Origin of the sequence: Amycolatopsis sp. NPDC059657, assembly GCF_042734395.1 — a bacterium.
Lineage (GTDB): Bacteria > Actinomycetota > Actinomycetes > Mycobacteriales > Pseudonocardiaceae > Amycolatopsis.
The window spans coordinates 18,351-39,564 of the sequence record NZ_JBHWEB010000087.1; the positions used below are offsets into that span (position 1 = coordinate 18,351).

A 21,214-nucleotide genomic window follows, 5' to 3' on the forward strand; every position below is an offset into this window, starting at 1 on the left:
AAACGCCCTTGGAGTGGGGAACCCTTGGGTCACGACCCAGCCCAGAGCCCTATCGTGAAGCGAGGGTGCCCCCGAGTGCGTAGTACGCACCCAACGGCCCCCTCGATCCTTGCCCACCCGAGGCGTGAGGGTTGTCGAACCTGGGCGGAATCTGGGCGTGTCGCCCCGCACCGTGGGGTGCGTCTTACCTGCGACCGTCCGCGTCGCCCAGCCGGGATGGCTCGGCCGGTTCGTCGGCCGTGCGATTCCTGAGGTTTCCGGGGGCATGATGTTCAGATGGTCGGCGACCATACTCGCACTGGTCGTCTTGGTGTCTTCCCTCGTGAGCACCAGCGCTGCCGCGGCGGGGCCCAGGGTGATGGTGGTCGGTGACTCGATCAGCCAAGGACACGAAGGCGACTACACCTGGCGGTACCGGCTGGCCGAGCATCTCGCCGCGGGGGCCGACTTCGTGGGGCCGTGGACGGGAACGGACGTCCTGCCCGCCGCCTACCCGGCCGGTTGGCCGGATGTGCCGAACCCGCCGTCGCGCACCGGCGCTTACCGGCCGGGGGTGGGTTTCGACAGCCAGCACCTCGCGCAATGGGGCTGGCAAATGCACCAAGCGAAGGATGTGATCGCGGCCAACGTGCGCGCGCAGTCGCCCGACTATCTGCTCGTGGAGCTGGGTTTCAACGACCTCGGTTGGGGAGTCAGCGGCCCGGATGGGCTGGTGGCCGATCTGAAGTCGTTCGTCGCGAACGCCCGATCGGCGAAGCCCGGCATCCGGATCGTGGTCGCGAATGTCGTGCACCGCACCCCGCTGGCGCCGGTGCCGACGCTGCCGCAGCTCATCTCCGCTTACAACTCGACGCTGGCGAACGAGATCGCGACCATGTCCACGGCGGCCTCACCCGTCGCGCTCGCGGACATCGACAGTCCGTACGACGAGAACCGTGACACCTATGACGGCTTGCACCCGAACGTCCGGGGCGAGCACGTGATCGCCAAGGCGTTCGCCGATGTGCTGTCCACGCGCTTCTCGCTCGGCGGTGGATACGGCGCGATCCCGGCTTCGCTGCCCGCCGACCTGAAGCCGGGCGCACCCGCGACCATCAGCGCCGTCCCGGTGGGGGACAAGGTGAAGGTCAGCTGGGCACCTGTGTTCGGTGCGGGTGGCTACCAGTTCTTCCAGCGTGACGCGACCGCGGGCCAGGCCTTCTCGCCAGGGATACTGCCGATCGGGGCGGACAGCTGGACGTCCGACCTGTTGCCTGCCGGGCACCGGATGGAGTTCTACGTCAAGACGATGCGCGGTGAGGGCCATGTCAGCGCCGGTTCCGCGGTGGCGGGCGCCACCGTGGCCGCGTTGCCCGCACTGAAGAACCTGGTGGTGGCAGGCGATCCGGAGAAGCCGTACTCGGTGACGCTGAAGTGGGATCCGGTACCGGGCGCGGAGGACTACCACGTCTATGCCGCGCCCGGGTGCGGCGACGTGCCGCCGCCGCCGGGCGACTACAAGATCCAGCAGTGGGGTCTCGGCAGCAAGACCACCTGGCGACAGGACTACGTCTTCAGCGGTTGCACCAATTACATCGTGGTCGGCTCCCACAATGGCGGTGAGAGCAAATGGCCGTGGGCAGGTGTGCGCGCGTGGCCGTACGAGACGAACTACAAGCATCTGCTCGCCCGCAACCGCTACTTCGACACCGCGGCCGACGACGGCGACAAGCGGGCGGAGACGTCGGTGGCCCCGTCCGCCGACCACGGAATCGTCGTCGCACGGGGGTTCATCCGCGACAAGGACACGTTCACGGGCGCCATCGGCGACCACCGCGGCTTCGACAGCAATCCTTACGCCTCCAGCAAAATCGGCGTCGCCTGGGACACCAAGACCGGTGAGATCGGCGTCTACGTCCACCGCTCCTGTGTGATCGGTTCCAATCTGCCCAAGCCGTGGGTCGCGGGGTGCCGGGACGCGCATCCGATCGAGTTCGTCGGCAACGCCTTGGGCTACGGCGACGGCAACGACACCCGGGTCAACTACGTGACGGCGCGCAAGCAATCCGACGGCTCGCTGCTCGTGTCGGTCTCCGCGGTCAACTCATGGTCGAATTTCCTCGGCAGGATCAACGCCCAGGTCGTGCTGCGGCCCTCCGGAAGCACCTATACCGCGGCACTCACCGGCGACAAGTTCCCCGCATGGGAGGTCTATCGCTACCCGAGCACCGGCATTCTCGCCAGCGTGCTCCAGCCCTCCTACACGATCGGAACCCGCGACCAAACCTCCATCGGCGACCTCAAAGGCGGCTACTCGTTCTGCACCAGCCAGTCACCGGAAGAGCGCGATGGCCGCGAGAATCCGATGAGCTGCTAAGGCCGGCGTGGCGGCACAAGCGATGTTCGCGCATAACCCGACTGCTCGGACGGCGGGTCCGCGCCTTCCTCGTGCCGGGTCAGGGTGTGGCCAACGGAAGGTCCATGATGCCGGTGGCTTGCGACCAGACACAACGCCACGTGCCGCTGGCATTGGTGTAGACGTCGGTGTGCCAGGCCTCGTGCCGCGGGATGTCCGCGCCGTCGACGCTGAGTTCGATGACGCACCGGTAGCGGAGGACGACGACGTCGGTGCCGACGATGGCGTCCACATCGCCGGTCAGCCCCAGTTCCCGGTAGACGACCCGCCCGGTGGTGAGGAGATCCAGGTATTCGGCCTTCGTCCACACGGTGCCGGTCGGGTTGCACAATCGGTACTCCGCGGCGTGCAAGCGGTCGTAGGTGTCGCGATCCACGTCGAGCAGACATTGGATCCGATCCTGCTCAGCCTTGATCACTTGGCTGGCCGCATCGTCGGTCATACCCGCTCCTATTCGAATCGTTCGGTCATGGTCGGCGAACGTGCGCCTACGACCAGGTCAGAAGGCGTAGAGGTGCTCTCTCGCTGGCGCCGAGCCCTTGAGCATGGCTGTCGGCTACACGGTATCGGGGACCAGGAGTACGTCACGGCTCGCTGCTCGCCGAAGAGTGGGTAGGTCTCCTTTGCAGAGGTACCGCACCTCCGACGAATGGAAGACACCCACGACGTCACGTGCGCGCCCGACCAGGAACGCGCGCTCCGCACGTTCGACGACATCGTGGATTGGTTCGCGCTGCCTGGGCCGGTGTGGTATCGGCCGCGGGAAGCCGCTGGCGCTGTCGAAGATTTGGCGGCGGCGGTGTCGGCTGACAGTGCCGCGGAAGCTGCTCGCGGGCCCTCGACTCTCAAGCGGCGCAGGGTTTCGGAAGTGCCTCCGCAAGCGCTTGTGTTCGGGATTTCCTGCCACGACGAGTACCCGGTCGCCGATACGTGCGTACTGCACGGGAAACGCGACGGCCGTGTAACGCGGCGCGCAAATCTTCTTGTCCAGCAAGGGAGAGAAGAAGGAACCGGGCAGCCACAGAACCAGACGGTTGACGAGGTCGGGCTCGTCGGTGCGCTTGTGGTGGATCGTCGTCATAGCGGTCAGAACACCGCGCCGGGACGAGGATCGCCCTAGGGACTTTCGTCCCGGTTGAGCGGGAACTTCGTTCCTTCGCGTGCCGTCCTCGCGCCCTATCTCAGCCCTTCCGTTGCCAGCAGGCTGGAATGCGACGAGAGGGGCGTGGGCGCCATGACCTTGCTGGGAAATCTTTTAGGCAGAAGCAAAACGTCGGGACTGCAGCTGGAGGGCCTGCCTGCCGCGAGTGCGGTGGCAGCCAAGCTCAGGTCGGAGTTCGGGCTGTTGCCGACGGGCGGTGGCTCGGTGTGCTTCAAAGTAACGGGGAGCCCGGCCGAGCTCACCAGAGCGGAGATCATCGCGGCGACCGCGGGGGACCGTGCGACGCACAACCTGGTCAGTCACGAACTCACCGGGCGGACGATCGTGCGGTGCTGGCGCCCGGGTGGTGCCCTTCGCCTCTTGCTGACCGACCTCGTGGATGTGAACCAGCGCCTCGCGGAGGCGGGGTTCGGCTCGGCGCTCCTGCACACGACGATCGACTTCACCGAGACCGGAGGACGCCGGGGGCGGAAGCTCGTTCTCGTTTTCCTGCCCGGACGGGGGACTTTCTATCCGTTCATGCCGACCGGCAGGCGCTCGCGTGACCGCGACGGCGAACTGCGGGTGCGTGGACTTCTTCGACGGATCCTGCCGGTCGAGGCGGACGTGGACCGGTGGCTGCCGGTATGACGAAGGGAACGGGAATGGACACCGTGAGCGCGCCGGTCGTGGTGGCGGTCGATGGCTCCGAGACCGCTCGGCGGGCGGTGGCTTGGGCCGCCGCGGAGGCGGCTCGGCGGCATGTAGGGCTGCGGATCGTGTACGCGATCGGGCTGCCGGACATCTCTCCCGGCAGCAAGCTGTACCCGCCGCCGGAGTGGTTCGACGCGCAGCGCGAGGTCGCGAAGACCGTGCTCGCCGACGCGGCCGAGGCAGCGGACGAGGCTGCCCCGGGAATCGACGTGACAACCGAACCCCGGGAGAACGCGCCGCTGGATGTGCTGCTGGACGCCTCCACCCGAGCCAAGATCCTGGTGCTCGGCGAGCCTGCGGGAGTGCTGACGGGCCTGCTCTCCGGTTCTCCGGCCGCGCGGGTGGCGAGTGACGCGCTGTGCCCCGTGGTCATTGTCCGGGGCAGCGAGGTCGCTGGGCCGGTCGTGGTCGGTGTCGACGCGGGTGCGGCGAACGAGGCGGCGATCGAGGCCGCGTTCACCGAGGCGTCGATGGCCGGGGACTCGCTGGTGGCGGTCCATGTCCAGCGCGACGACGAGAGCGAACCGGCCGACCGGGCGCTCGCCGACCAACTGGCCGGGTGGCGTCAGAAATTCCCCGATGTGTCCGTCGAGCAGGTTGTCCCGCGGGGCAAGCCACGACAGCGGCTCATCGATTGGAGTGCGAAGGCGCGCCTGATGGTCGTCGGCAGCCGTGGTCACGGCGGGTTCGCCGGGTTATTGCTGGGGTCGACGAGCCACGCGCTGCTTCACCACGCCGACTGCCCGGTGATGATCGTGCGCACGCCGGAGCGTCGGTCATGACTCGCGAAACGATCGTCGCGGGGGTGGACGGATCGGGGTTGAGCCGTGCGGCGGTGAAGTGGGCGGCGAAGGAAGCACGACTGCGCGACGCCGAGCTACGGCTGGTCCACGCTTGCGCCTTCCCTGAGTCGGAGCTGGCGCAGCGCCAAGCCCGGTTGGGCTCCGGCGAGGAGATGCTGCTGGACATCTGCTGCCAGGCACTGGCTGACGCGCGGCGCGCCGCGCGGGAAGCGGAGCCTGGGATCGACGTCGTGGCCGAGCTGAAAGCGGGGCTCACGGCGAAGGTCTTGATCGGGGAGTCCGCCACCGCGGGCACGCTGGTGGTCGGCGCGCACCGGACCGGCGCGCTGCGCGGGCTCGCGCTGGGCTCGGTCGCCGCCGCGGTCGCGGTGCGCTCCTCGTGCCCGGTCGTGATCGTCCACGCTTCTTTCCCGGAGTCGGGGCCGGTGGTGCTCGGGGTCGATCTCGCCCTCGATGATCCGGTGCACTGGGAGTACGCCTTCGAGGCCGCGTCGCGCCGGGATACGCCGCTGCTGGTCGTCTATGCGGAGCCTGGCCGAGGCGCTGCGGCGGCCCGGCAGCTGGAGGCCCGGCTGGCTGGGTGGTCGGCGAAGTATCCCGACGTGAACGCCGAGTGCCGGGTCGTTCCCGATCACAACCCGGCCAGGGCGTTGGTGACGGCAGGAGCCGCGGCGCAGCTGATCGTGATCGGCTCGAGGGGCAGGGGACAGGTGACCGCGGCGGTGCTCGGCTCGACCGGGGCGTCCTTGCTGCGGCGCGCGAGCTGCCCGGTGGCGATCGTGCACCACGAGGCCGAAAGGATCGACCATGCCGTTCGCTACTGAAGGCGCGGTCGTCGCCGGCGTCGACGGGTCGTCGTCCGCGCTGGACGCGGCGCTGTGGGCCGGAGCCGAAGCGGCGCGGCGGCAACTCACCTTGCGCCTTGTGCACACCTACACGATTCCGGTGGTTCGAGCGCCGATCGCCCTGCCCAGTGCGGAAATGATGCGTGAGGGGTTTGAAAGCAGAGGCCTGGAATGGCTTTCCGAAGCCAAAAATGCCGTCCATCAGCGTTGGCCCGACCTTCCTGTGGAGACGGCTGCACGTGAGTGGAATCCGGTGGCCGCGCTGGTCCAGGAATCCCTGTCCGCGACGATGGTGGTGCTCGGGTCACGCGGGCTCGGCGGTTTCGCCGGGCTGCTGATCGGGTCGACGGCGACGGCGCTGGCGGCGCATGGCCATTGCCCTGTCGTCATCGCGCGCGGCGCGTCGCCGCTGCCCGTTGAAGGTCCGGTGGTCGTCGGGGCCGACGGCTCGACGGCGAGCAGGGCTGCGGTCGGATTCGCCTTCGAGGAAGCCGCACTGCGTGGCGCCTCACTGACCGCGGTCCACACCTGGACCGACCTGGTCGACGAGGACCCCGCGAATCTGATCGCCGCGTGGCAGAACAAATACCCGGACGTCACGGTCGACTACATCCTGAGCCGGGGAAAACCGAGGCAGGCGCTGCTTGATGCCGCTGCCAACGCCCAGCTGCTCGTTGTGGGCAGCCGCGGACTCGGTGGTTTCAAAGGAATGCTGCTCGGTTCGACCAGCCAGGCGCTGATCACGCACGCGCCGTGCCCGGTCGCCGTCGTCCGGCCCGCGCTCCAGCCATGACCTTCGCAGACAAGGAGAAAAGGATGAACACCGCCGAAGGAAAGATCGTCGTCGGAGTCGACGGCACCGAGCAGGCGACGCGCGCCGTCCGGTGGGCCGCGGGTCTCGCGTCGGCGCGCAGGCTCGGCTTGGTGCTCGTGCACGCGTTGCGGGTCGAACAGATCGCTTACGGTGGCGGGATCGCCGGCCCGACGCCGCTGTTCGACTTCCTCAACGAGGACGGTAAGCGAATCCTCGACGATGCCGTCGAGCAGGCACGTGCGGTGAACAAGGACCTGGCGGTCGAGACGCTCATGCCGCCGGACTCCCCGGTGCCGTACCTGCTCGACCTCTCGAAGACCGCTCGCATGGTCGTCGTAGGCGGAGCGGGCGAGAGCGTCTTCGGGTCGACCATCTCCGCGGTCGTGAGTCACGCCGACTGCCCGGTCGCCGTCGTGCGTGGCACCGCGGGGCCGGGTGAAGGCCCTGTTGTGGCCGGAGTCGATGGTAGTCCGCTCAGCGAGGCTGCGCTCGCGACCGCGTTCGAGGAGGCGTCGCTGCGCGGTGTCCCGCTGATCGCCGTGCACGCGTGGCGAGACACCACTTACGACAGCCCGACCAGCATGGCGAGGCTGGTGGTGCAGTGGGAGTCGTTGCAGGACGAAGAGGAACGGCTGCTCGCCCAGCGGCTCGCCGGCTGGCAGGAGAAGTACCCCGACGTCACGATCGAGCGCGTGCTCGTGCGAGACCGTCCCCGGCACGCCTTGCTCGAGTGGAGCGAGAAGGCGCAGCTGGTGGTCGTCGGGAGCCGAGGGCGCGGTGGGTTCGCCGGGTTGCTGCTCGGCTCGGTCAGCCAGGCCCTGGCACATCACGCGCACTGCCCGGTGCTGGTCATCAGGTCGAAGGCCGATCGGTGACCGCGGCCGACGTCCGCGCTGAGCTGACCGCCGCCGAACTGTCCCAAGTGGACGCCCAGTGGCGTGCCGCGAACTACCTCGCCGTCGGGCAGATCTACCTGATGGACAACCCGCTGCTGTCCGAGCCGTTGCGGCCCGAACACGTCAAACCGCGGCTGCTGGGGCACTGGGGCACCTCGCCGGGGCTGAACTTCGTCTACGCGCACCTGAACCGGGCGATCGTGCGACGGGACTTCCCGGCCATGTTCGTCACGGGACCCGGGCATGGCGGCCCGGCGCTGTTCGCGCACACCTGGCTCGAAGGCAGCTATTCGGAGGCGTGGCCAGAAGTGCCTTACGACGCCGCCGGGATGAAAGAGCTGTTCCGCCAGTTCTCGTTTCCCGGTGGCGTGCCGAGTCACGTCGCACCGCAGGTGCCGGGTTCGATTCACGAGGGCGGCGAGCTGGGGTACTCGCTGGCGCACGCGTTCGGCGCCGCCTTCGACAACCCCGGCCTGGTCGTCGCGTGCGTGGTCGGTGACGGTGAGGCGGAGACCGGGCCACTGGCCACCAGCTGGCATTCCGCGAAGTTCCTCGACCCGGCGCGTGACGGCGCGGTGCTGCCGATCCTGCATCTCAACGGCTACAAGATCGCCAATCCCACCGTGCTCTCGAGGATCAGTTCGCAGGACCTCGCCGAGCTGATGCGCGGCTACGGCTACCGGCCCATCTTCGTGGAAGGCTCCGACCCGGAGACGATGCACCACGCGATGGCCGCCGTGCTGGACGACGCGCTCGACGACCTGGACCGCATCCGCCGCGGTGGTGACCGGCCGCGCTGGCCGATGATCGTGCTGCGCAGCCCCAAGGGCTGGACCGGACCCTCCATTGTGGATGGACAACAGGTCGAGGGCACCTGGCGGGCACACCAGGTGCCGCTGCCCGCGGCCAGGGAGAACCCGGAGCACCTGAAGCAGCTCGAGCACTGGCTGCGGTCCTACCGGCCGGACGAGCTGTTCGATCGGACAGGACGGCCGACGGACAGCGTGACCGCGCTGATCCCGCGCGGGGAACGGCGGATGGGGTCGTCACCGCACGCCAACGGTGGCCTGGTGCTGCACCCGCTCGGCCTGCCCGAGGTCGGCGGACACACCGTCGCATCGCCCCAGCCCGGAGTCTCGATCGCAGAGCCGACCCGGGTGCTCGGCCGGTTCCTGCGCGACGTGTTCACGCTCAATCCGGAGAACTTCCGGCTCTTCGGGCCCGATGAGACGGCGTCCAACCGGCTCGACGCGGTCTTCGAGGTGACGGACAAGACCTGGGAACTGCCGGTGTACGCCGTCGACGAGCACCTCGCGCCGGATGGGCGCGTGATGGAGGTGCTCTCGGAGCACCTGTGCCAAGGCTGGCTCGAGGGCTATCTGCTGTCCGGGCGGCACGGGTTGTTCTCCTGCTACGAGGCATTCGTGCACATTGTCGACTCGATGCTCAACCAGCACGTCAAATGGCTGAAGGTGCATCGGTCGATCCCATGGCGCAGGCCGGTCGCGTCGCTGAACTACCTGCTGACCTCGCACGTCTGGCGGCAGGACCACAACGGCTTCTCGCACCAGGACCCCGGGTTCGTCGATCACGTCGCGAACAAGAGCGCCGAGGTCGTGCGCGTGTACTTTCCGCCGGACGCGAACACGCTCTTGCACGTCGCCGCGCATTGCCTGCGCAGCAGGGACTACGTGAACGTGATCGTCGCGGGCAAGAACGACAGCCCGGTCTGGCTCGACGACGAACAAGCCGCATTGCACTGCGCTCGCGGCATCGGGATCTGGGAATGGGCGAGCACCCATGTCGACCGGGAACCGGACGTCGTGCTCGCCTGTGCCGGTGACGCGCCGACGTTGGAAGTGCTGGCCGCGGCGAAACTGCTGCGCGAGCTGGTGCCGGACCTGGCAGTGCGGGTGGTCAACGTCGTGGACCTGATGCGCCTGCAGCCCGCCGCCGAGCATCCGCACGGGTTCACCGACCGCGAGTTCGACGCCGTGTTCACCCCGGACCGGCCGGTCATCTTCGCGTATCACGGCTACCCATGGCTGATCCACCGGCTGGCCTACCGCCGCACCAACCACCACGACATGCACGTGCGCGGGTACATCGAGCACGGCACCACGACCACGCCGTTCGACATGCTGGTGCGCAACAACATGGACCGCTTCCAGCTCGTCATCGACGTGATCGACCGGGTACCCGGCCTGCTCGCGACCGCGGGCATCCCCAGGCAGCGGATGACCGAGGCACGCGAACGGCATCACCGCTGGATCCTCGAACACGGCGACGACCTGCCGGAGATCCGCGATTGGTCGTGGTGACCCAGCAGGGTCTTTGGTCCCGGTGACTGGGGTAGTCCGCCCGATTCGAGCGCGCCCCGTCAGCGGTTTGCTGGAGTGGTGACATCAGTCGCGAAGTGAGGAGAGCAGACAATGACCGCACTGGTACCCAACCCCAGGCTGGCACTGCCGAACATCGCCGCCTGGCTGGAGAACCCGTGGCCGTTCGCCGAGCACAACCCGGTACGCATCGAGGAGTCCACTTCGGACGGTAAGTACAAGATCCGCGCCGAACTGCCCGGATTCGACCCGGAGAAGAACATCACGGTGACCGCGCACGAGGGCTTGCTGACGATCGCCGCCAAGCGGGAGGCGCAGAAGACCGAGAACGGCCACAGCGAGTTCTACTACGGCTCGTTCAGCCGCACCGTGGCGCTGCCCGCCGGCGCGAGCCCGGCGGACATCGACGCCACGTACACCGACGGCATCCTCGAGATCACCATGCCTTACGAGGAGAAGCCGACCGAGAAGCAGGTCGAGATCAAGATCGGCAAGGGCTGAGCGCTATCCGCTCGAGTGAGGTGAGGGGCTTCCCGGATTCGCCATCCGGGGAGCCCCTCCCTTTACGCAGGTTCCCGGACTAACGATTTTGACACGGAGTGAAACGCCGCACCGATCCCGGCCGGCTCTGCATGCACCCGCAGCTGGGACAAAGGAGCGAACTGTGGATGCGGCGACCGCGGCGCTGTTCGGCGCGACCATCGGCCTGAGCGGCACGCTCATCGCGCCTGTCGTCACCGCTTCCCGCATGAGCTCCTGACTTTTCGCCCGCCGCGCCTGGTAGGCACGACACCGTGGAAGCCTGCGAAGAGTGGAAGATCAAGGACGGCTCGCCTTCGAAGCGGCGGCTCGAAGCGACACCGACGCGATCGACACGTTCACGCTATCCACGCCCATGATCGTTTTGCGGCTCTTCGGGCCGGCGCTTGCGCTTTCGGTGTACTGGTCGGTGCGGCTGCCGCATCTCGTGTCGTCGGCTGAGCGGCTGACCGCGGGGCTGGAGATCGGCGTCGCCTTCATGGTGACCGCCGCTGGACTTTGCCTGGCCTTGGACGCCGCGTTCCGCCTGTTCAACCTCATGAGAAAGGTATAGGTACGTCTGTGGGAGCCGCTGGAGATATCACGACAGAGCAGGTCGACAAGGCAATCGACTACGTCATCGAGAACGGCGCCGTCGATCGGGCACTGACCGTTTCCTACTCACGCGTGTTCGAAGCCGCCGGTTCGCAGCTCGATGCCTTGGTCGTGCATGTCGCAGGCTCTCGCGAGGGAAAACCTGGAGTCGGCTACTTCCGTATCAACAAGGTCAAAGACCCCTTCGGGGAACGGCCGAGCGCCGGGCAGAAGATCGAGGCCTGGCAGCTCTGGGAGTCGCAGCAGAGAGAGTGCCGAGCCTGGGGAATTCGGCGACGCCGCGGAGAGGTCTAGAACGAGGCAGGGTCTTTGGTCCTGGCGACTTGAGGAAGTCTGGCCGAATCCGCATGCCGGGCGCGTGAGGTTTGCTGAGGGCACGTTGCGACGAAGGAGAGCTTCATGCGCGTCCTCACGCTCAATCCCGGCTCGTCCAGCCTCAAGGCCACCTTGGTCGAGAACGGCACGGCGGTGGGCTGGGCGAATTGGGAGATGGCCGACCCCGCCGAGGATTCCTGGGTGGTCGCCGACGCCGTCCACCGCTGGCCGAAGCCGGACGCGGTGGCCGTGCGGTTCGTGCACGGCGGTTCGCGGGCGGAGCCCGCGGTAGTCGAGGCGGACCTGTTGCGGGCATTGGCGAGGCTGATCCCGCTCGCGCCCTTGCATCAGCCACTTTCGCTGGCTGTCGCCCGCTCCGTCACCGAGCTGCTGCCCGAGGTTCCGGTCGTCGCGTGCTTCGACACCAGCTTCCACACGGAGCTGCCACCCGCTGCCTCGCACTACGCGCTGCCGCGCGAGTGGACCAGGCAGGGCAGGCTCCGCCGCTACGGCTTCCACGGGCTTTCCTGCCAGTACATCGCGCGCAGGACCCCCGAACTGGTCGCAGGCGCCTCGCGGATCCTCTGCTGCCATCTGGGCGCCGGGGTGTCGGTGACGGCGATCCGGGATGGCCACAGTGTCGACACCAGCATGGGGTTCACCCCGCTCGAAGGACCTGCGATGGCCACCCGGTCCGGTTCGGTCGATCCGGGCCTGTTGCTGCATGTGCTGAAGACGGCGCCGATGTCCGCCGAGGACATGGAAGAGGCGCTGTACCGGCGCTCCGGGCTGGCCGGTATGAGCGGCACCAGCGGTGATCTCCGGGTCGTGCTCGCCGCCGCCGAAACCGGCGACCACGATTCGGAGCTCGCGATCGAGGTCTACCTGCATGGCCTGCGCCGGGCGATCGGCTCGATGGCGACGAGCCTGGACCACTTGGACGCGGTCGTGTTCACCGGCGGCGTCACCGATCACCAGCCGGAGCTGATCGAGCGGCTGGCGAACGGGCTGAGCGTGCTCGGCGTCGGTCCGGTGCGCGTCGGTGGTGCCGGCGACCGGGTGATCAGCGCACCCGGCGCCCGTGTCGCGGCGATGATCGTCCGCACCCGTGAAGACCTCGAACTCGCGCGCGGCGCCGAGCTGGCGCTGGCTCGAGTGAGCGCCTGAACGAGCAGATGGCGGTGTCTCAGTGCGAGGCACCGCCATCATCCTCAAACGGTCTGGTACTTGGCCGAAGCTTCCGGCGTGATGACCACGACCGGGCATTTCGCGTGCCGCACACAGTGCGCGGCCACACTGCCCAGCAGGATCTCGCCGACCGCGCCGCCATGACGATGGGCCCCGACGACCAGCAAGTCGGCGTTCTCCGACGCGGCGACCAGCTCGGCGGTGGGATCTCCGGTGAGCACGGTGGCGTCCACCGGCGCCGCGCCCGTGATCTCGTCGCGGATGGCGGCGATCCTGGCAGGCAGCGGGTAGGTCGCCTCGAGCACCGGAAGCCTGCCGTGCGGCTGCGGTGCGAACGAGGTGCCGGGCAGCAGTGCCGCGTTCGGCCGGACCATCAGCGCCAGCACGCGCCCCTGCCGGTAGCCCGCTTCCTCGATGGCCCAGCGCAGTGCGGCCTCGCTCTGCCGCGAGCCGTCCATGCCCACAACGATCGTCGTTGTCTTCATCATTAGCTCCCTTGTGGATTGTCCGCCAGTGCGCGCAGCAGGTCGCGCCAGGTCACCATGCCGATGACGTGGTCGCCGTCGAGTACGGGGACCGACCGCATCCGCAGCTCGACCATCCGCGCGGCGAGTTCGGCAAGCTCGGTGTCCGGCCGGGTCCCGCATGCCTCGCGCAGCAGGGAACCGACTTTCGCGTGCCCGCGGAGCAACACGCCGCTGTCGGCGTCGAACTGTGAACGCGGGTCGGAGAGGTAGCGCGTTCGGATGATGTCCTCTTCGGTCAGCAGGCCGAGCAGTTTTCCTTGCTGGTCCACGACCGGCAGGGTCGTCACGCCGTTGGCGGTCATGACGGCGGCGGCTTCGTCGGCCGTCGCGGCCGGGGTGACCGCGATCGTGGGTGTGCTCATCACTTCGGAAACTCGCATGATCCCAGTCTCACCGGGCAGACCTGGTCAGGACAGCGCTGGAAGTCCCTGATGAGCCGGGACCGACGACTCTCCTGCCCACCGAACCGCCTGGCGATCCTGGAGGTACGACATCAGCCGGTAGCAGGGAGGTTTCGCGATGAATCCGTTGTCTTGGTGGATGCGGCTGTGGCGCACGGTGCGCCACGGGGCCAATCCGCTCGCTCGTCTCTCGGACCGTCTCGAAGGCGCTCTCATCGTGCTCGGGCTGATGCTCGCGCTGTTCGCGTTCCCTTGTGCGGCCGCGGTCGGTTCCACGGTTTACAGGCAGCAGCAGGAGAAGGCGGCCGAGCAACTCCGGACCCGGACTCAGGCAGACGCCGTGCTGCTGGAGAACGGCCCGTCGATCGTCATGGTCGGCCGTGGCGGAATGAGCACCGACACCGCGCCGACCGCGGCGACCTGGACAGCGCAGGACGGTGGCTATCGCACGGGTGACGTGCCCGCCGGTCGAGGCTTGCTCAAAGGCCGGACGATCAAGATTTGGCTGGACCAGCAAGGAAATCGTGCCGACGAACCACTCACGTACGGACAAGCGGTTTCCCGCGGGGTGGGTGCCGGGATCGGTCTGTGGCTCGGTGTGCTGGCCGCGCTCGGTCTCGCCTACGCGGCGTTCCGGGTAGTGATCGGACGGATCAACGCGGCCGCCTGGCAGCGCGAATGGTGGCTCACCGAACAGCGGTGGACCCGCTCGTAGGGCGAAAGACCCTAACCAGGCGGGACCAGCGCTACTGCCGCGGTCAGGTTCTCCAAGCGCACGCTGAATACGTCATCCACCGGCTAGGAGTGTTTCGCGATGATCCGCACCGAATCCACTGTTCTCACCGCCGCCGTCGAGGCGGCCGTCCGAGCGCCGTCACCGCACAACACCCAACCGTGGATCTTCGAACTCGGCCCGACCGGCATCGACCTTTTCCTCGACACCGACCGCCTGCTCAAGGTGTGCGACGCCGACGGCCGCGAGGCCACGCTGGCCTGTGGGGCCGCATTGCTCAACATCAGGCTCGCGATCGCGGCTGCGGGCCGGTCCTGCGAGATCGACGTGCTACCGGACCGGACGAGGCCCGCGCTGCTGGCCCATGTCGAACTGGGCCTCCGGCGGCGGCCGCACGAAAGCGAGCTGCGGCTGGCCGCCGCGATCCCGCGCCGGTTCACCAACCGCCGCCCGTTCGCCGAGCAGGCCGTGCCACGCAACATCCGCAACCTGCTCACCGCCGCCGCGCACGCCGAAGGCGGCAGGCTGGTGCTGCTCGACGAGATCGGCAAGGTCAGCAAGGTCGCCTCCCTGGTCCGGCGCGCCGATGAGATGCAGGCCGAGGATCCCGCCTTCCAGGCGGAAAAGCGCGCATGGACCTCCGCCGAGCCACACCGCTTGGACGGCGTGCCTGCCGCGGCGGGCGGCCCACACCCCGACGGCGGTCTGTTGCCCGTGCGGCATCACGTCGCCTCCTCGGCCGTGCGCGCCTACGAGCGAGACCCGGTGGTGGCGGTGCTGCTGAGCCGCACCGACGGCCCGCGCGCGCAACTGCGGGCCGGAGAGGCCATGCAGAGAGTGCTGCTCACCGCCACCGACGCCGGACTGAGTTCCTCCTTCCTTTCTCAGCCGATGGAAATCCCGTCTCTCAGGGCCGAGCTGCGCACGCTTCTCGGTGGCGACGAATACCCGCAAACCGTGCTGCGCTTCGGATACGGCTATCCGGGTGCGCCGACACCCCGGCGGGATCTCGCCATGGTGACCAAGACGGGGGAGCGGTGATGGCCGCGCACGCCTGGTCACATGACGAGCGAAGCCTGATCGTGCGTGCCGCACGCGAAGCCCGCCGAATGTGGCCGAATCACGAGTGGACGATCGAGCTGCACGAGGACCGTGTCGAACTCTTCGAGCGCCTTGGCGGATCGAACGACCGGCTCGGCCGGGAGCGGCTGCTCACCTGTGGCGCGGTACTGGCCAATGTCGAGGCCGCGATGCGCGTGCTCGCGTGGCGGCCGGAAACAGACCTGTCGGGCAGCGTGTCCGACCTGGACCGGGTCGCGCGCGTCCGCGCGTCGAGGCGGACCCGGCTCGGTTCCAGCGACTTCGCCAGGTACGGCGCGGTGTTCGGGCGCGCCTTGCCGGGAGAGCCGCCCGCGGTGGCCAACCTCGTGACCCACCTGCTCGACGAGACACCAGGCGTGGCCAAGGGCGTCGGGGTCTTGGCGCTGGACGCCGACCAGGAGCCGGAGCTGCCGCGCATCGGCTGGAAGCTGCGGCACCACTTCCAGCACGAGGAGTTCGCCGGGCTGACCTGGACCTCGATGCTCGTCATCACCGCGACCGAGAAACGCCAGGACCTGGTCCGCGCGGGCTGGCTGACCCAGAACCTGATACTGGCCGCCACCACTCACGAGCTGACCTGCTCGCTGGTGACCGAGGCGTTCGATCTGTCCGCCGCGCGCGGCGCGTTGTCCGAGTCACTCGGCGTCGGCGGGTTTCCCCAGCTACTGCTCTCGGTCGGCTGTCCCGAGCGGGCAACAGACAGCGAACCAACGCAACTCGAAGGAGCATCCTCATGACCAAGGAAAACCGGATAGTCGTCGGCGTGGACGGCTCCGAAGCCAGCATCGCGGCCTTGTACTGGGCGTGTGATCTGGCCACCGCGGAACGCCTCGCGACCCTGCAGGTCGTCACGGCGTGGATCCACGACCCGATGCTCGACGACGACTCGGTTTCGAGGAACCTCGCTGAAGCGGGGAAGGCCCACCGGGAGCAGCTCGAAGCGCTGGTGAGCAAGACACTCGGCGAACGGCCCGGCTGCGAAATCGTCTGTGAGGCCATCGAAGGCGACCCGGCGGACGTGCTGGTGAAGGCCTCGGAAGGCGCCACGATGCTGGTGCTGGGCAGCCACGGCGCCGGCAAGCTGCTGCATCTGCTCGTCGGCTCGGTGTCCGGCGCCTGTCTGCGGCGCGCGACCTGCGCCGTGACGATCATCCCGCCGCCCGCCCGCGCCGAGGGCAGCAAACTGGGGCGGCTGCTGGCCTCGACCGTGCTCGAGCCCGGTCCGATCATCTGAGACTCCCGGTCGCGGTCCTCTTGGCCAGTACCGCGGCCGGGTCCAACCCGGAAAGGGGCCGTCATGGCCTGGTGGCGCAAAATCTACTGTGGACAGAACCCGATGGCCAGGAGCTGGGATCGGCTGGAGTCCGTCTTCCTGATCGGGGCGGTGCTCGTGGTACTGCTCGCGATGCCGGTCGCGGCCGCGTTCGGTTCCGAGGTCTATGCCCGTCAGCTGACGGTTTCGGCCGAGCAACAGGCATCCCGGCATCCGTCGACGGCAGTGCTGCTCGACGACGCTTCCGCGATCCAGTTCCGGGTGGACGGTTCCCCGAGTCACGCCACGGACAACGTGAAGGCGCGCTGGACGACGCCGGACAGTGTCGTCCGCGAAGGCATCGTGACCGCGGACGCGGGAACACTGGCCGGTCAATCGGTCCCGATCTGGCTCGACCGTGAAGGAAACGCCGTCGATGCCCCGATCTCCTCGGGCGACGCGGCAGGCATCGGTGTCGGCGCCGCTTTCGCCGCGTGGCTCATCGTGGGTGCGCTCACCGCAGGGCTGTTCATGCTCGCGCGGCTCGCGTTGAACCGGCGCCGTCACACCGCCTGGGACAGGGAATGGGAAGCCGTGTCGAAGGACTGGACGAAGTACTGAAGGAGCGAGGAAATGCGTGCCAGCGAGATCATGACCAGTCCCGCGATCTGCACCGAGCCGGGAACGACTGTACGCGAGGCCATCGTCGTGCTGACCGAACACGGCTTCGCCGGGCTGCCCGTCGTCGGCGAAGACGGCCAGGTGGTCGGTGTCTTCACCGAGTTCGACGCGCTCGTCGGGGTGCGGCAGGCCGATCCGGACATCACCGTCGGGAACCTGATGACGAGCCCGGTCGAGGTGGCCGAGCCGGACAGTGACGTCGCGCAGATCGCGCGCCGGATGCTGCGTGACCGGCTGCGCTGCCTCCCGGTCGTCTCCGACGGCAGGCTCGTCGGCGTGGTGAGCAGGCGAGACCTGCTGCGCCCGCTGGTGCGCCACGACGACGCGATCGCCAGCCACGTCCGCGCACTGCTGAGTGACTACGCGGCTCACCAGGACCGCTGGTCGATCGAGGTCGGCGGCGGGGTCGTCAAGGTGACCGGCGAGTTCCGCGACGAGGCCGAGCGCCGGGTCGTGGAGGCGCTGCTGCGCACGGTTCCCGGAGTCGCCGGGATCGAGCTGAGCGACCTGGGACGGGCCACGACATGACCAACGCGCTGCTCAGCGACGGCGTGGTCGTCGCGGTACGCCCGTTGGCCGACGCCGACTTCAACGCCGTGCTGGCGTTGCACCAGGGCCTGGACGAGCACGACGTGTACATGCGGTTCTTCACCGCTCATCCGGTGAAGCTGAACCGCCTGGTGCAGGACATCGTGGCCGGGCAGAGTGTCGGCGCGTTCCTGGGCGGGCGACTGATCGGCGTCGCCAACTACCAGCCGCGGCCGGGAACCGGTGATGCGGAAGTAGCGCTCGTGGTGGACGGAACCGTGCAGACGCACGGCGTCGGCACCCTGCTGCTGGAGCATCTGGTGTCGATGGCCAGGCAGCGCGGGGTCACCCGGTTCTTCGCCGAGGTGCTGGCAGAGAACGCCAAGATGGTACGGGTGTTCGTCGACCTGGGACTGCCGTACACGATCAGCCGCAGTGGCGCCGAACGTGAGGTCGAGCTGCTGCTGACCGAACCCGAGTCCTATCTGGACGCGGTCGGGCAGCGGGAACGGGTGGCCGAGGTGGCGAGTCTGCGCTCGTTGCTCATGCCGAGGTCCGTCGCCGTGATCGGTGCGAGCCGCCGCCGGGGTTCGGTCGGGAACGCCGTGCTGCGGAACCTCGTCGACGGCGGGTACGGCGGTGATCTCTACGCCGTGAATCCGAACGCGGACGAGATACTCGGCGTGCCCTGCGTGGCGACCGTGCCGGTCGCGGTGGACCTGGCGGTGATCTGCGTTCCGGCCGAGCTGGTACCAGGGGTGATCGACGAGTGCGGCGCACGCGGAGTGCGGGCCGTCGTGCTCATCACCGCGGGTATGACGGGCACCGAATTCGGTGATCGGGTGCGGGAGTCCGTGCATCGCAGCGGAATCCGGCTGGTCGGGCCCAACTGCTTCGGCGTCGCGAACACCGGGATCCGCCTGGACGCGACGTTCGCGCGTGACACCGTGCCTTCCGGCAGGGTCGGCGTGGCCACCCAGTCCGGCGGCTTCGGCATCGCGCTGCTCGAATCACTCGCGACGCTTGGGCTCGGCGTGTCGACGCTGGTGTCCACTGGGGACAAATACGACGTGAGCGGCAACGACCTGCTGCTGTGGTGGCAGCAGGACGAGCGCACGGACATCGCCGTGCTCTACCTGGAATCGTTCGGCAACCCGCGCAAGTTCAGCCGGTTCGCCCGCACGCTTGCCAGGCGTAAGCCGGTGCTGGCCGTACGTGGTGCGGGCACCGCGCTGGCGCAGCGGGCGGCCGCCTCGCACACGGCGGCCGCGATCGTCCCCTCGGCCACGAAGGACGCACTGTTCGAGCAGGCGGGCGTGACCGTGCTCGACACCATCACCGAGCTCGTCGAGCTCATCGCGGCGCTGTCCTGGCAGCCGTTGCCCGCCGGAGACCGCGTGGTCGTCGTGAGCAATGCCGGCGGCGCCGCCGTGCTGGCCGCTGACGCGTGCGTCCGGCACGGTCTCACGATGCCCGAGCTGAGCCCGGCCACACTCGACACCGTGCGTGCGCTGCTTCCGGGCCATGCCAGCCTGCACAACCCGCTCGACACGAGCGCGGCCGTGGCCCCCGAAGTGTTCGCGGCCTGCGTCGAGGCCGTGCTCGCCGACGAGGGCGTCGACGGCGTCATCGCGGCGGGCGTGCCGACCGGCGCGGGTGACCCGCTGGCCACAATGCGCTCACATGGCGGCAAGCCGGTGCTCGCGGTCCGCCTCGGCCAGCTCGAGTCCGTGACGCGCCTGGCCGACGACGTTCCCATCCCGAGCTACGGCGACGCCGAGGCCGCCGCCGGAGTCATGGCGCGGTTGGTCCGGCGCGCCCGCTGGCTCAGCCTTCCCTCTGGGCAGGTTCCCGATCTGCCCGAGGTCGACCTGGCTACCGCCAAGGGACTGGTTTCCGGGTATTCGAAGCCGGGATGGCTCTCGCATGCGGACAGCGTCGAGCTGCTGGCGTGTTTCGGCATGGAGGTCGCCGCGGCGGCCGGTCGCCAGCTGATCGTGCGCGGGGAGTCGGATGACACGTTCGGCCCGGTGATCGAGTTCGGGCTCGGCGGGGAGAACTGCGACCTGCTCGACGACCGCGCCGTCCGGCTCGGTCCGCTGACGCTGGAAGACGCCGACGCGCTCATCCACGGCTTGCGCAACTCCGCGAAGATCTTCGGTGACGGGGAGGACCTGGCGCCACTGCGCGACATACTGGTGCGGGTGAGCAGGCTCGTCGAGTTGTTGCCCGAGGTCGTCGAAGTGAACCTCGATCCGGTGGTGCTGACCCCGGACGGCTGCGAGGTCGGCGCCGTGCGGGTGTTCGTGGAGCCGAGCCGCTTACCGGAGGATCCGTACCTGCGGCGCTTGCGCGCCTGACAGCGAGGAGAGGCCCATGCTCGCGTGGCGGGTGATCGGGCCGGGAAGTCCGCTGGCCGGTGTCCGTGACCCGGTCCCGACACCAGAGCCGGGGGAGTTGCTGCTGCGCGTGCGGGTCTGCGGCGTGTGCAGGACGGACCTGCACGTCGCCGATGGCGACCTGCCGGTGCACCGGCCCCGCGTCATACCGGGCCATGAGGTGGTCGGTGAGGTCGTCGAAGCGGCGGAAGGGTTCGCCTTCGGTGACCGTGTCGGCGTCGCCTGGCTGCGCGGAACCTGCGGCAAGTGCCGATATTGCTTGCGTGGCGCGGAAAACCTGTGCCCCGAGTCGGTGTACACGGGCTGGGACGCCGACGGCGGTTACGCCGAGTACTGCACGGTGCCCGCCGCCTACGCCCATCGGCTGCCGGACGGCTACTCCGACGCGGAGCTGGCTCCGCTGCTGTGCGCGGGGATCATCGGCTACCGGGCGCTGGAGCGCGCGGCCGTGCCTGAAGGCGGCACTTTGGGCATCTACGGCTTCGGCGGCAGTGCGCACCTGGCCGCCCAGGTCGCGCTCGCTCGCGGGCTCACCGTGCACGTCATGACCCGCAGCGCTGAAGCTCAGACGCTCGCGCTGGACCTCGGCGTCGCTTCGGCGCAAGGTGCCGCGGATGCCCCGCCCGAGCCGCTGGACTCGGCGATCCTGTTCGCCCCGGTGGGCGACCTGGTACTTCCTGCTTTGGCGGGGCTTGACCGGGGCGGCACGCTGGCCATCGCCGGTATCCACCTGTCGGACATCCCGTCGCTGAATTACCAGCGGCACCTGTTCCAGGAACGGCAGCTCCGCAGCGTTACCGCGAACACCCGCCAGGACGCCGCGGACTTCCTCCGCTTCGCGGGTGAGCACCGCCTGCACGTCACCACCATGCCGTACCCGCTGGACGCCGCCGACCGGGCGCTCGCCGACCTCGCGAGCGATCGGGTAACCGGCGCGGCCGTCCTTATGGCATAAGGACTCGTGAGTGGTACGGCCGGTTAGAACCGGCCGTAACACTAACGAGTCCC

The 21,214-nt window shown here is 68.6% G+C and carries 23 protein-coding genes; 19 read left to right on the forward strand and 4 right to left on the reverse strand.

Annotated elements, in window-relative coordinates; genetic code table 11:
* Nucleotides 1-322 precede the first annotated feature (322 nt).
* The gene (locus ACFV15_RS34445; RefSeq protein ID WP_378355781.1) at nucleotides 323-2,356 is read left to right on the forward strand and encodes an SGNH/GDSL hydrolase family protein; all 2,034 of its coding nucleotides are present in this window, start codon (nucleotides 323-325) and stop codon (nucleotides 2,354-2,356) included.
* A gap of 79 nt (nucleotides 2,357-2,435) precedes the next feature.
* Here ACFV15_RS34445 and ACFV15_RS34450 read toward each other — a convergent pair whose 3' ends face one another.
* Nucleotides 2,436-2,837 carry a nuclear transport factor 2 family protein gene (locus ACFV15_RS34450; RefSeq protein WP_378355783.1) on the reverse strand — a complete coding sequence of 134 codons (402 nt, stop codon included), beginning with the start codon at nucleotides 2,835-2,837 and terminating at the stop codon, nucleotides 2,436-2,438.
* Between the two features lie 114 nt (nucleotides 2,838-2,951).
* The gene (locus ACFV15_RS34455; RefSeq protein ID WP_378355784.1) at nucleotides 2,952-3,476 is read right to left on the reverse strand and encodes a hypothetical protein; all 525 of its coding nucleotides are present in this window, start codon (nucleotides 3,474-3,476) and stop codon (nucleotides 2,952-2,954) included.
* Nucleotides 3,477-3,629: 153 nt separating this feature from the next.
* Between ACFV15_RS34455 and ACFV15_RS34460 the strand changes: the two genes are divergently transcribed.
* From ACFV15_RS34460 to ACFV15_RS34505, 10 genes are all read left to right on the forward strand, one after another.
* Entirely contained in the window at nucleotides 3,630-4,187 is a 558-nt protein-coding gene (locus tag ACFV15_RS34460) for a hypothetical protein (RefSeq protein WP_378355786.1), read from the forward strand.
* 14 nt (nucleotides 4,188-4,201) lie between these two features.
* Entirely contained in the window at nucleotides 4,202-5,032 is an 831-nt protein-coding gene (locus ACFV15_RS34465; protein WP_378355788.1) for a universal stress protein, read from the forward strand.
* Nucleotides 5,029-5,877, forward strand: coding sequence for a universal stress protein (locus ACFV15_RS34470; protein ID WP_378355789.1), 849 nt, complete (start codon nucleotides 5,029-5,031; stop codon nucleotides 5,875-5,877). The genes ACFV15_RS34465 and ACFV15_RS34470 overlap by 4 nt, the downstream gene beginning before the upstream one ends.
* A complete protein-coding gene (locus tag ACFV15_RS34475; RefSeq protein WP_378355791.1) occupies nucleotides 5,861-6,691 on the forward strand; it encodes a universal stress protein in 831 nt (276 codons plus the stop codon). The genes ACFV15_RS34470 and ACFV15_RS34475 overlap by 17 nt, the downstream gene beginning before the upstream one ends.
* 23 nt (nucleotides 6,692-6,714) lie before the next feature.
* Nucleotides 6,715-7,587, forward strand: coding sequence for a universal stress protein (locus ACFV15_RS34480; protein ID WP_378355793.1), 873 nt, complete (start codon nucleotides 6,715-6,717; stop codon nucleotides 7,585-7,587).
* Nucleotides 7,584-9,929 (forward strand): phosphoketolase, encoded by a 2,346-nt coding sequence (locus tag ACFV15_RS34485; RefSeq protein WP_378355794.1) that lies wholly within the window; start codon nucleotides 7,584-7,586, stop codon nucleotides 9,927-9,929. The genes ACFV15_RS34480 and ACFV15_RS34485 overlap by 4 nt, the downstream gene beginning before the upstream one ends.
* Before the next feature lie 111 nt (nucleotides 9,930-10,040).
* On the forward strand, nucleotides 10,041-10,448 hold the full coding sequence (locus tag ACFV15_RS34490; protein ID WP_378355795.1) for an Hsp20/alpha crystallin family protein: 408 nt from the start codon (nucleotides 10,041-10,043) through the stop codon (nucleotides 10,446-10,448).
* Between the two features lie 310 nt (nucleotides 10,449-10,758).
* Entirely contained in the window at nucleotides 10,759-11,040 is a 282-nt protein-coding gene (locus tag ACFV15_RS34495) for a hypothetical protein (RefSeq protein ID WP_378355796.1), read from the forward strand.
* Nucleotides 11,041-11,048: 8 nt separating this feature from the next.
* Nucleotides 11,049-11,375, forward strand: coding sequence for a hypothetical protein (locus ACFV15_RS34500; protein WP_378355797.1), 327 nt, complete (start codon nucleotides 11,049-11,051; stop codon nucleotides 11,373-11,375).
* A 105-nt stretch (nucleotides 11,376-11,480) separates the two neighbouring features.
* Complete coding sequence (locus tag ACFV15_RS34505; RefSeq protein WP_378355798.1) at nucleotides 11,481-12,563, forward strand: acetate/propionate family kinase; 1,083 nt, start codon at nucleotides 11,481-11,483, stop codon at nucleotides 12,561-12,563.
* 44 nt (nucleotides 12,564-12,607) lie between these two features.
* Here the strand turns inward: ACFV15_RS34505 and ACFV15_RS34510 are convergent, their stop codons facing one another.
* A complete protein-coding gene (locus ACFV15_RS34510; RefSeq protein WP_378355800.1) occupies nucleotides 12,608-13,072 on the reverse strand; it encodes a universal stress protein in 465 nt (154 codons plus the stop codon).
* A complete protein-coding gene (locus tag ACFV15_RS34515) occupies nucleotides 13,072-13,491 on the reverse strand; it encodes an HPP family protein (RefSeq protein WP_378355802.1) in 420 nt (139 codons plus the stop codon). Before ACFV15_RS34515 ends, ACFV15_RS34510 begins: the two co-directional genes overlap by 1 nt.
* Before the next feature lie 139 nt (nucleotides 13,492-13,630).
* Between ACFV15_RS34515 and ACFV15_RS34520 the strand changes: the two genes are divergently transcribed.
* The 8 genes from ACFV15_RS34520 to ACFV15_RS34555 all read left to right on the forward strand — a co-directional run bounded on the left by ACFV15_RS34520 (nucleotide 13,631) and on the right by ACFV15_RS34555 (nucleotide 21,161).
* Nucleotides 13,631-14,227, forward strand: a complete 597-nt coding sequence (locus ACFV15_RS34520) for a hypothetical protein (protein ID WP_378355804.1) — start codon at nucleotides 13,631-13,633, stop codon at nucleotides 14,225-14,227.
* 99 nt (nucleotides 14,228-14,326) lie between these two features.
* Nucleotides 14,327-15,286: an Acg family FMN-binding oxidoreductase gene (locus ACFV15_RS34525; RefSeq protein ID WP_378355805.1), complete on the forward strand. Its 960-nt coding sequence runs from the start codon at nucleotides 14,327-14,329 to the stop codon at nucleotides 15,284-15,286.
* Nucleotides 15,286-16,083: a hypothetical protein gene (locus tag ACFV15_RS34530; protein ID WP_378355807.1), complete on the forward strand. Its 798-nt coding sequence runs from the start codon at nucleotides 15,286-15,288 to the stop codon at nucleotides 16,081-16,083. Before ACFV15_RS34525 ends, ACFV15_RS34530 begins: the two co-directional genes overlap by 1 nt.
* Nucleotides 16,080-16,580 (forward strand): universal stress protein, encoded by a 501-nt coding sequence (locus ACFV15_RS34535; RefSeq protein WP_378355808.1) that lies wholly within the window; start codon nucleotides 16,080-16,082, stop codon nucleotides 16,578-16,580. Before ACFV15_RS34530 ends, ACFV15_RS34535 begins: the two co-directional genes overlap by 4 nt.
* A gap of 63 nt (nucleotides 16,581-16,643) precedes the next feature.
* Nucleotides 16,644-17,219 (forward strand): hypothetical protein, encoded by a 576-nt coding sequence (locus ACFV15_RS34540; protein WP_378355810.1) that lies wholly within the window; start codon nucleotides 16,644-16,646, stop codon nucleotides 17,217-17,219.
* A gap of 12 nt (nucleotides 17,220-17,231) precedes the next feature.
* Complete coding sequence (locus ACFV15_RS34545) at nucleotides 17,232-17,807, forward strand: HPP family protein (RefSeq protein WP_378355812.1); 576 nt, start codon at nucleotides 17,232-17,234, stop codon at nucleotides 17,805-17,807.
* Nucleotides 17,804-20,167: a GNAT family N-acetyltransferase gene (locus tag ACFV15_RS34550; protein WP_378355814.1), complete on the forward strand. Its 2,364-nt coding sequence runs from the start codon at nucleotides 17,804-17,806 to the stop codon at nucleotides 20,165-20,167. Before ACFV15_RS34545 ends, ACFV15_RS34550 begins: the two co-directional genes overlap by 4 nt.
* Nucleotides 20,168-20,183: 16 nt before the next feature.
* The gene (locus ACFV15_RS34555) at nucleotides 20,184-21,161 is read left to right on the forward strand and encodes a zinc-binding alcohol dehydrogenase family protein (RefSeq protein ID WP_378355815.1); all 978 of its coding nucleotides are present in this window, start codon (nucleotides 20,184-20,186) and stop codon (nucleotides 21,159-21,161) included.
* Nucleotides 21,162-21,214: the final 53 nt, after the last annotated feature.

Bases quoted from the DNA above. Each gene is read 5' to 3' on its own strand.
- ACFV15_RS34450 (WP_378355783.1), bottom strand. From the start codon at position 2,837: ATGACCGACGATGCGGCCAGCCAAGTGATCAAGGCTGAGCAGGATCGG.
- ACFV15_RS34510 (WP_378355800.1), bottom strand. From the start codon at position 13,072: ATGATGAAGACAACGACGATCGTTGTGGGCATGGACGGCTCGCGGCAG.
- ACFV15_RS34530 (WP_378355807.1), top strand. From the start codon at position 15,286: ATGGCCGCGCACGCCTGGTCACATGACGAGCGAAGCCTGATCGTGCGT.
- ACFV15_RS34535 (WP_378355808.1), top strand. From the start codon at position 16,080: ATGACCAAGGAAAACCGGATAGTCGTCGGCGTGGACGGCTCCGAAGCC.
- ACFV15_RS34525 (WP_378355805.1), top strand. From the start codon at position 14,327: ATGATCCGCACCGAATCCACTGTTCTCACCGCCGCCGTCGAGGCGGCC.
- ACFV15_RS34545 (WP_378355812.1), top strand. From the start codon at position 17,232: ATGCGTGCCAGCGAGATCATGACCAGTCCCGCGATCTGCACCGAGCCG.
- ACFV15_RS34555 (WP_378355815.1), top strand. From the start codon at position 20,184: ATGCTCGCGTGGCGGGTGATCGGGCCGGGAAGTCCGCTGGCCGGTGTC.
- ACFV15_RS34475 (WP_378355791.1), top strand. From the start codon at position 5,861: ATGCCGTTCGCTACTGAAGGCGCGGTCGTCGCCGGCGTCGACGGGTCG.
- ACFV15_RS34480 (WP_378355793.1), top strand. From the start codon at position 6,715: ATGAACACCGCCGAAGGAAAGATCGTCGTCGGAGTCGACGGCACCGAG.
- ACFV15_RS34515 (WP_378355802.1), bottom strand. From the start codon at position 13,491: ATGCGAGTTTCCGAAGTGATGAGCACACCCACGATCGCGGTCACCCCG.
- ACFV15_RS34520 (WP_378355804.1), top strand. From the start codon at position 13,631: ATGAATCCGTTGTCTTGGTGGATGCGGCTGTGGCGCACGGTGCGCCAC.
- ACFV15_RS34550 (WP_378355814.1), top strand. From the start codon at position 17,804: ATGACCAACGCGCTGCTCAGCGACGGCGTGGTCGTCGCGGTACGCCCG.
- ACFV15_RS34505 (WP_378355798.1), top strand. From the start codon at position 11,481: ATGCGCGTCCTCACGCTCAATCCCGGCTCGTCCAGCCTCAAGGCCACC.
- ACFV15_RS34470 (WP_378355789.1), top strand. From the start codon at position 5,029: ATGACTCGCGAAACGATCGTCGCGGGGGTGGACGGATCGGGGTTGAGC.
- ACFV15_RS34465 (WP_378355788.1), top strand. From the start codon at position 4,202: ATGGACACCGTGAGCGCGCCGGTCGTGGTGGCGGTCGATGGCTCCGAG.
- ACFV15_RS34460 (WP_378355786.1), top strand. From the start codon at position 3,630: ATGACCTTGCTGGGAAATCTTTTAGGCAGAAGCAAAACGTCGGGACTG.
- ACFV15_RS34540 (WP_378355810.1), top strand. From the start codon at position 16,644: ATGGCCTGGTGGCGCAAAATCTACTGTGGACAGAACCCGATGGCCAGG.
- ACFV15_RS34455 (WP_378355784.1), bottom strand. From the start codon at position 3,476: ATGACGACGATCCACCACAAGCGCACCGACGAGCCCGACCTCGTCAAC.
- ACFV15_RS34490 (WP_378355795.1), top strand. From the start codon at position 10,041: ATGACCGCACTGGTACCCAACCCCAGGCTGGCACTGCCGAACATCGCC.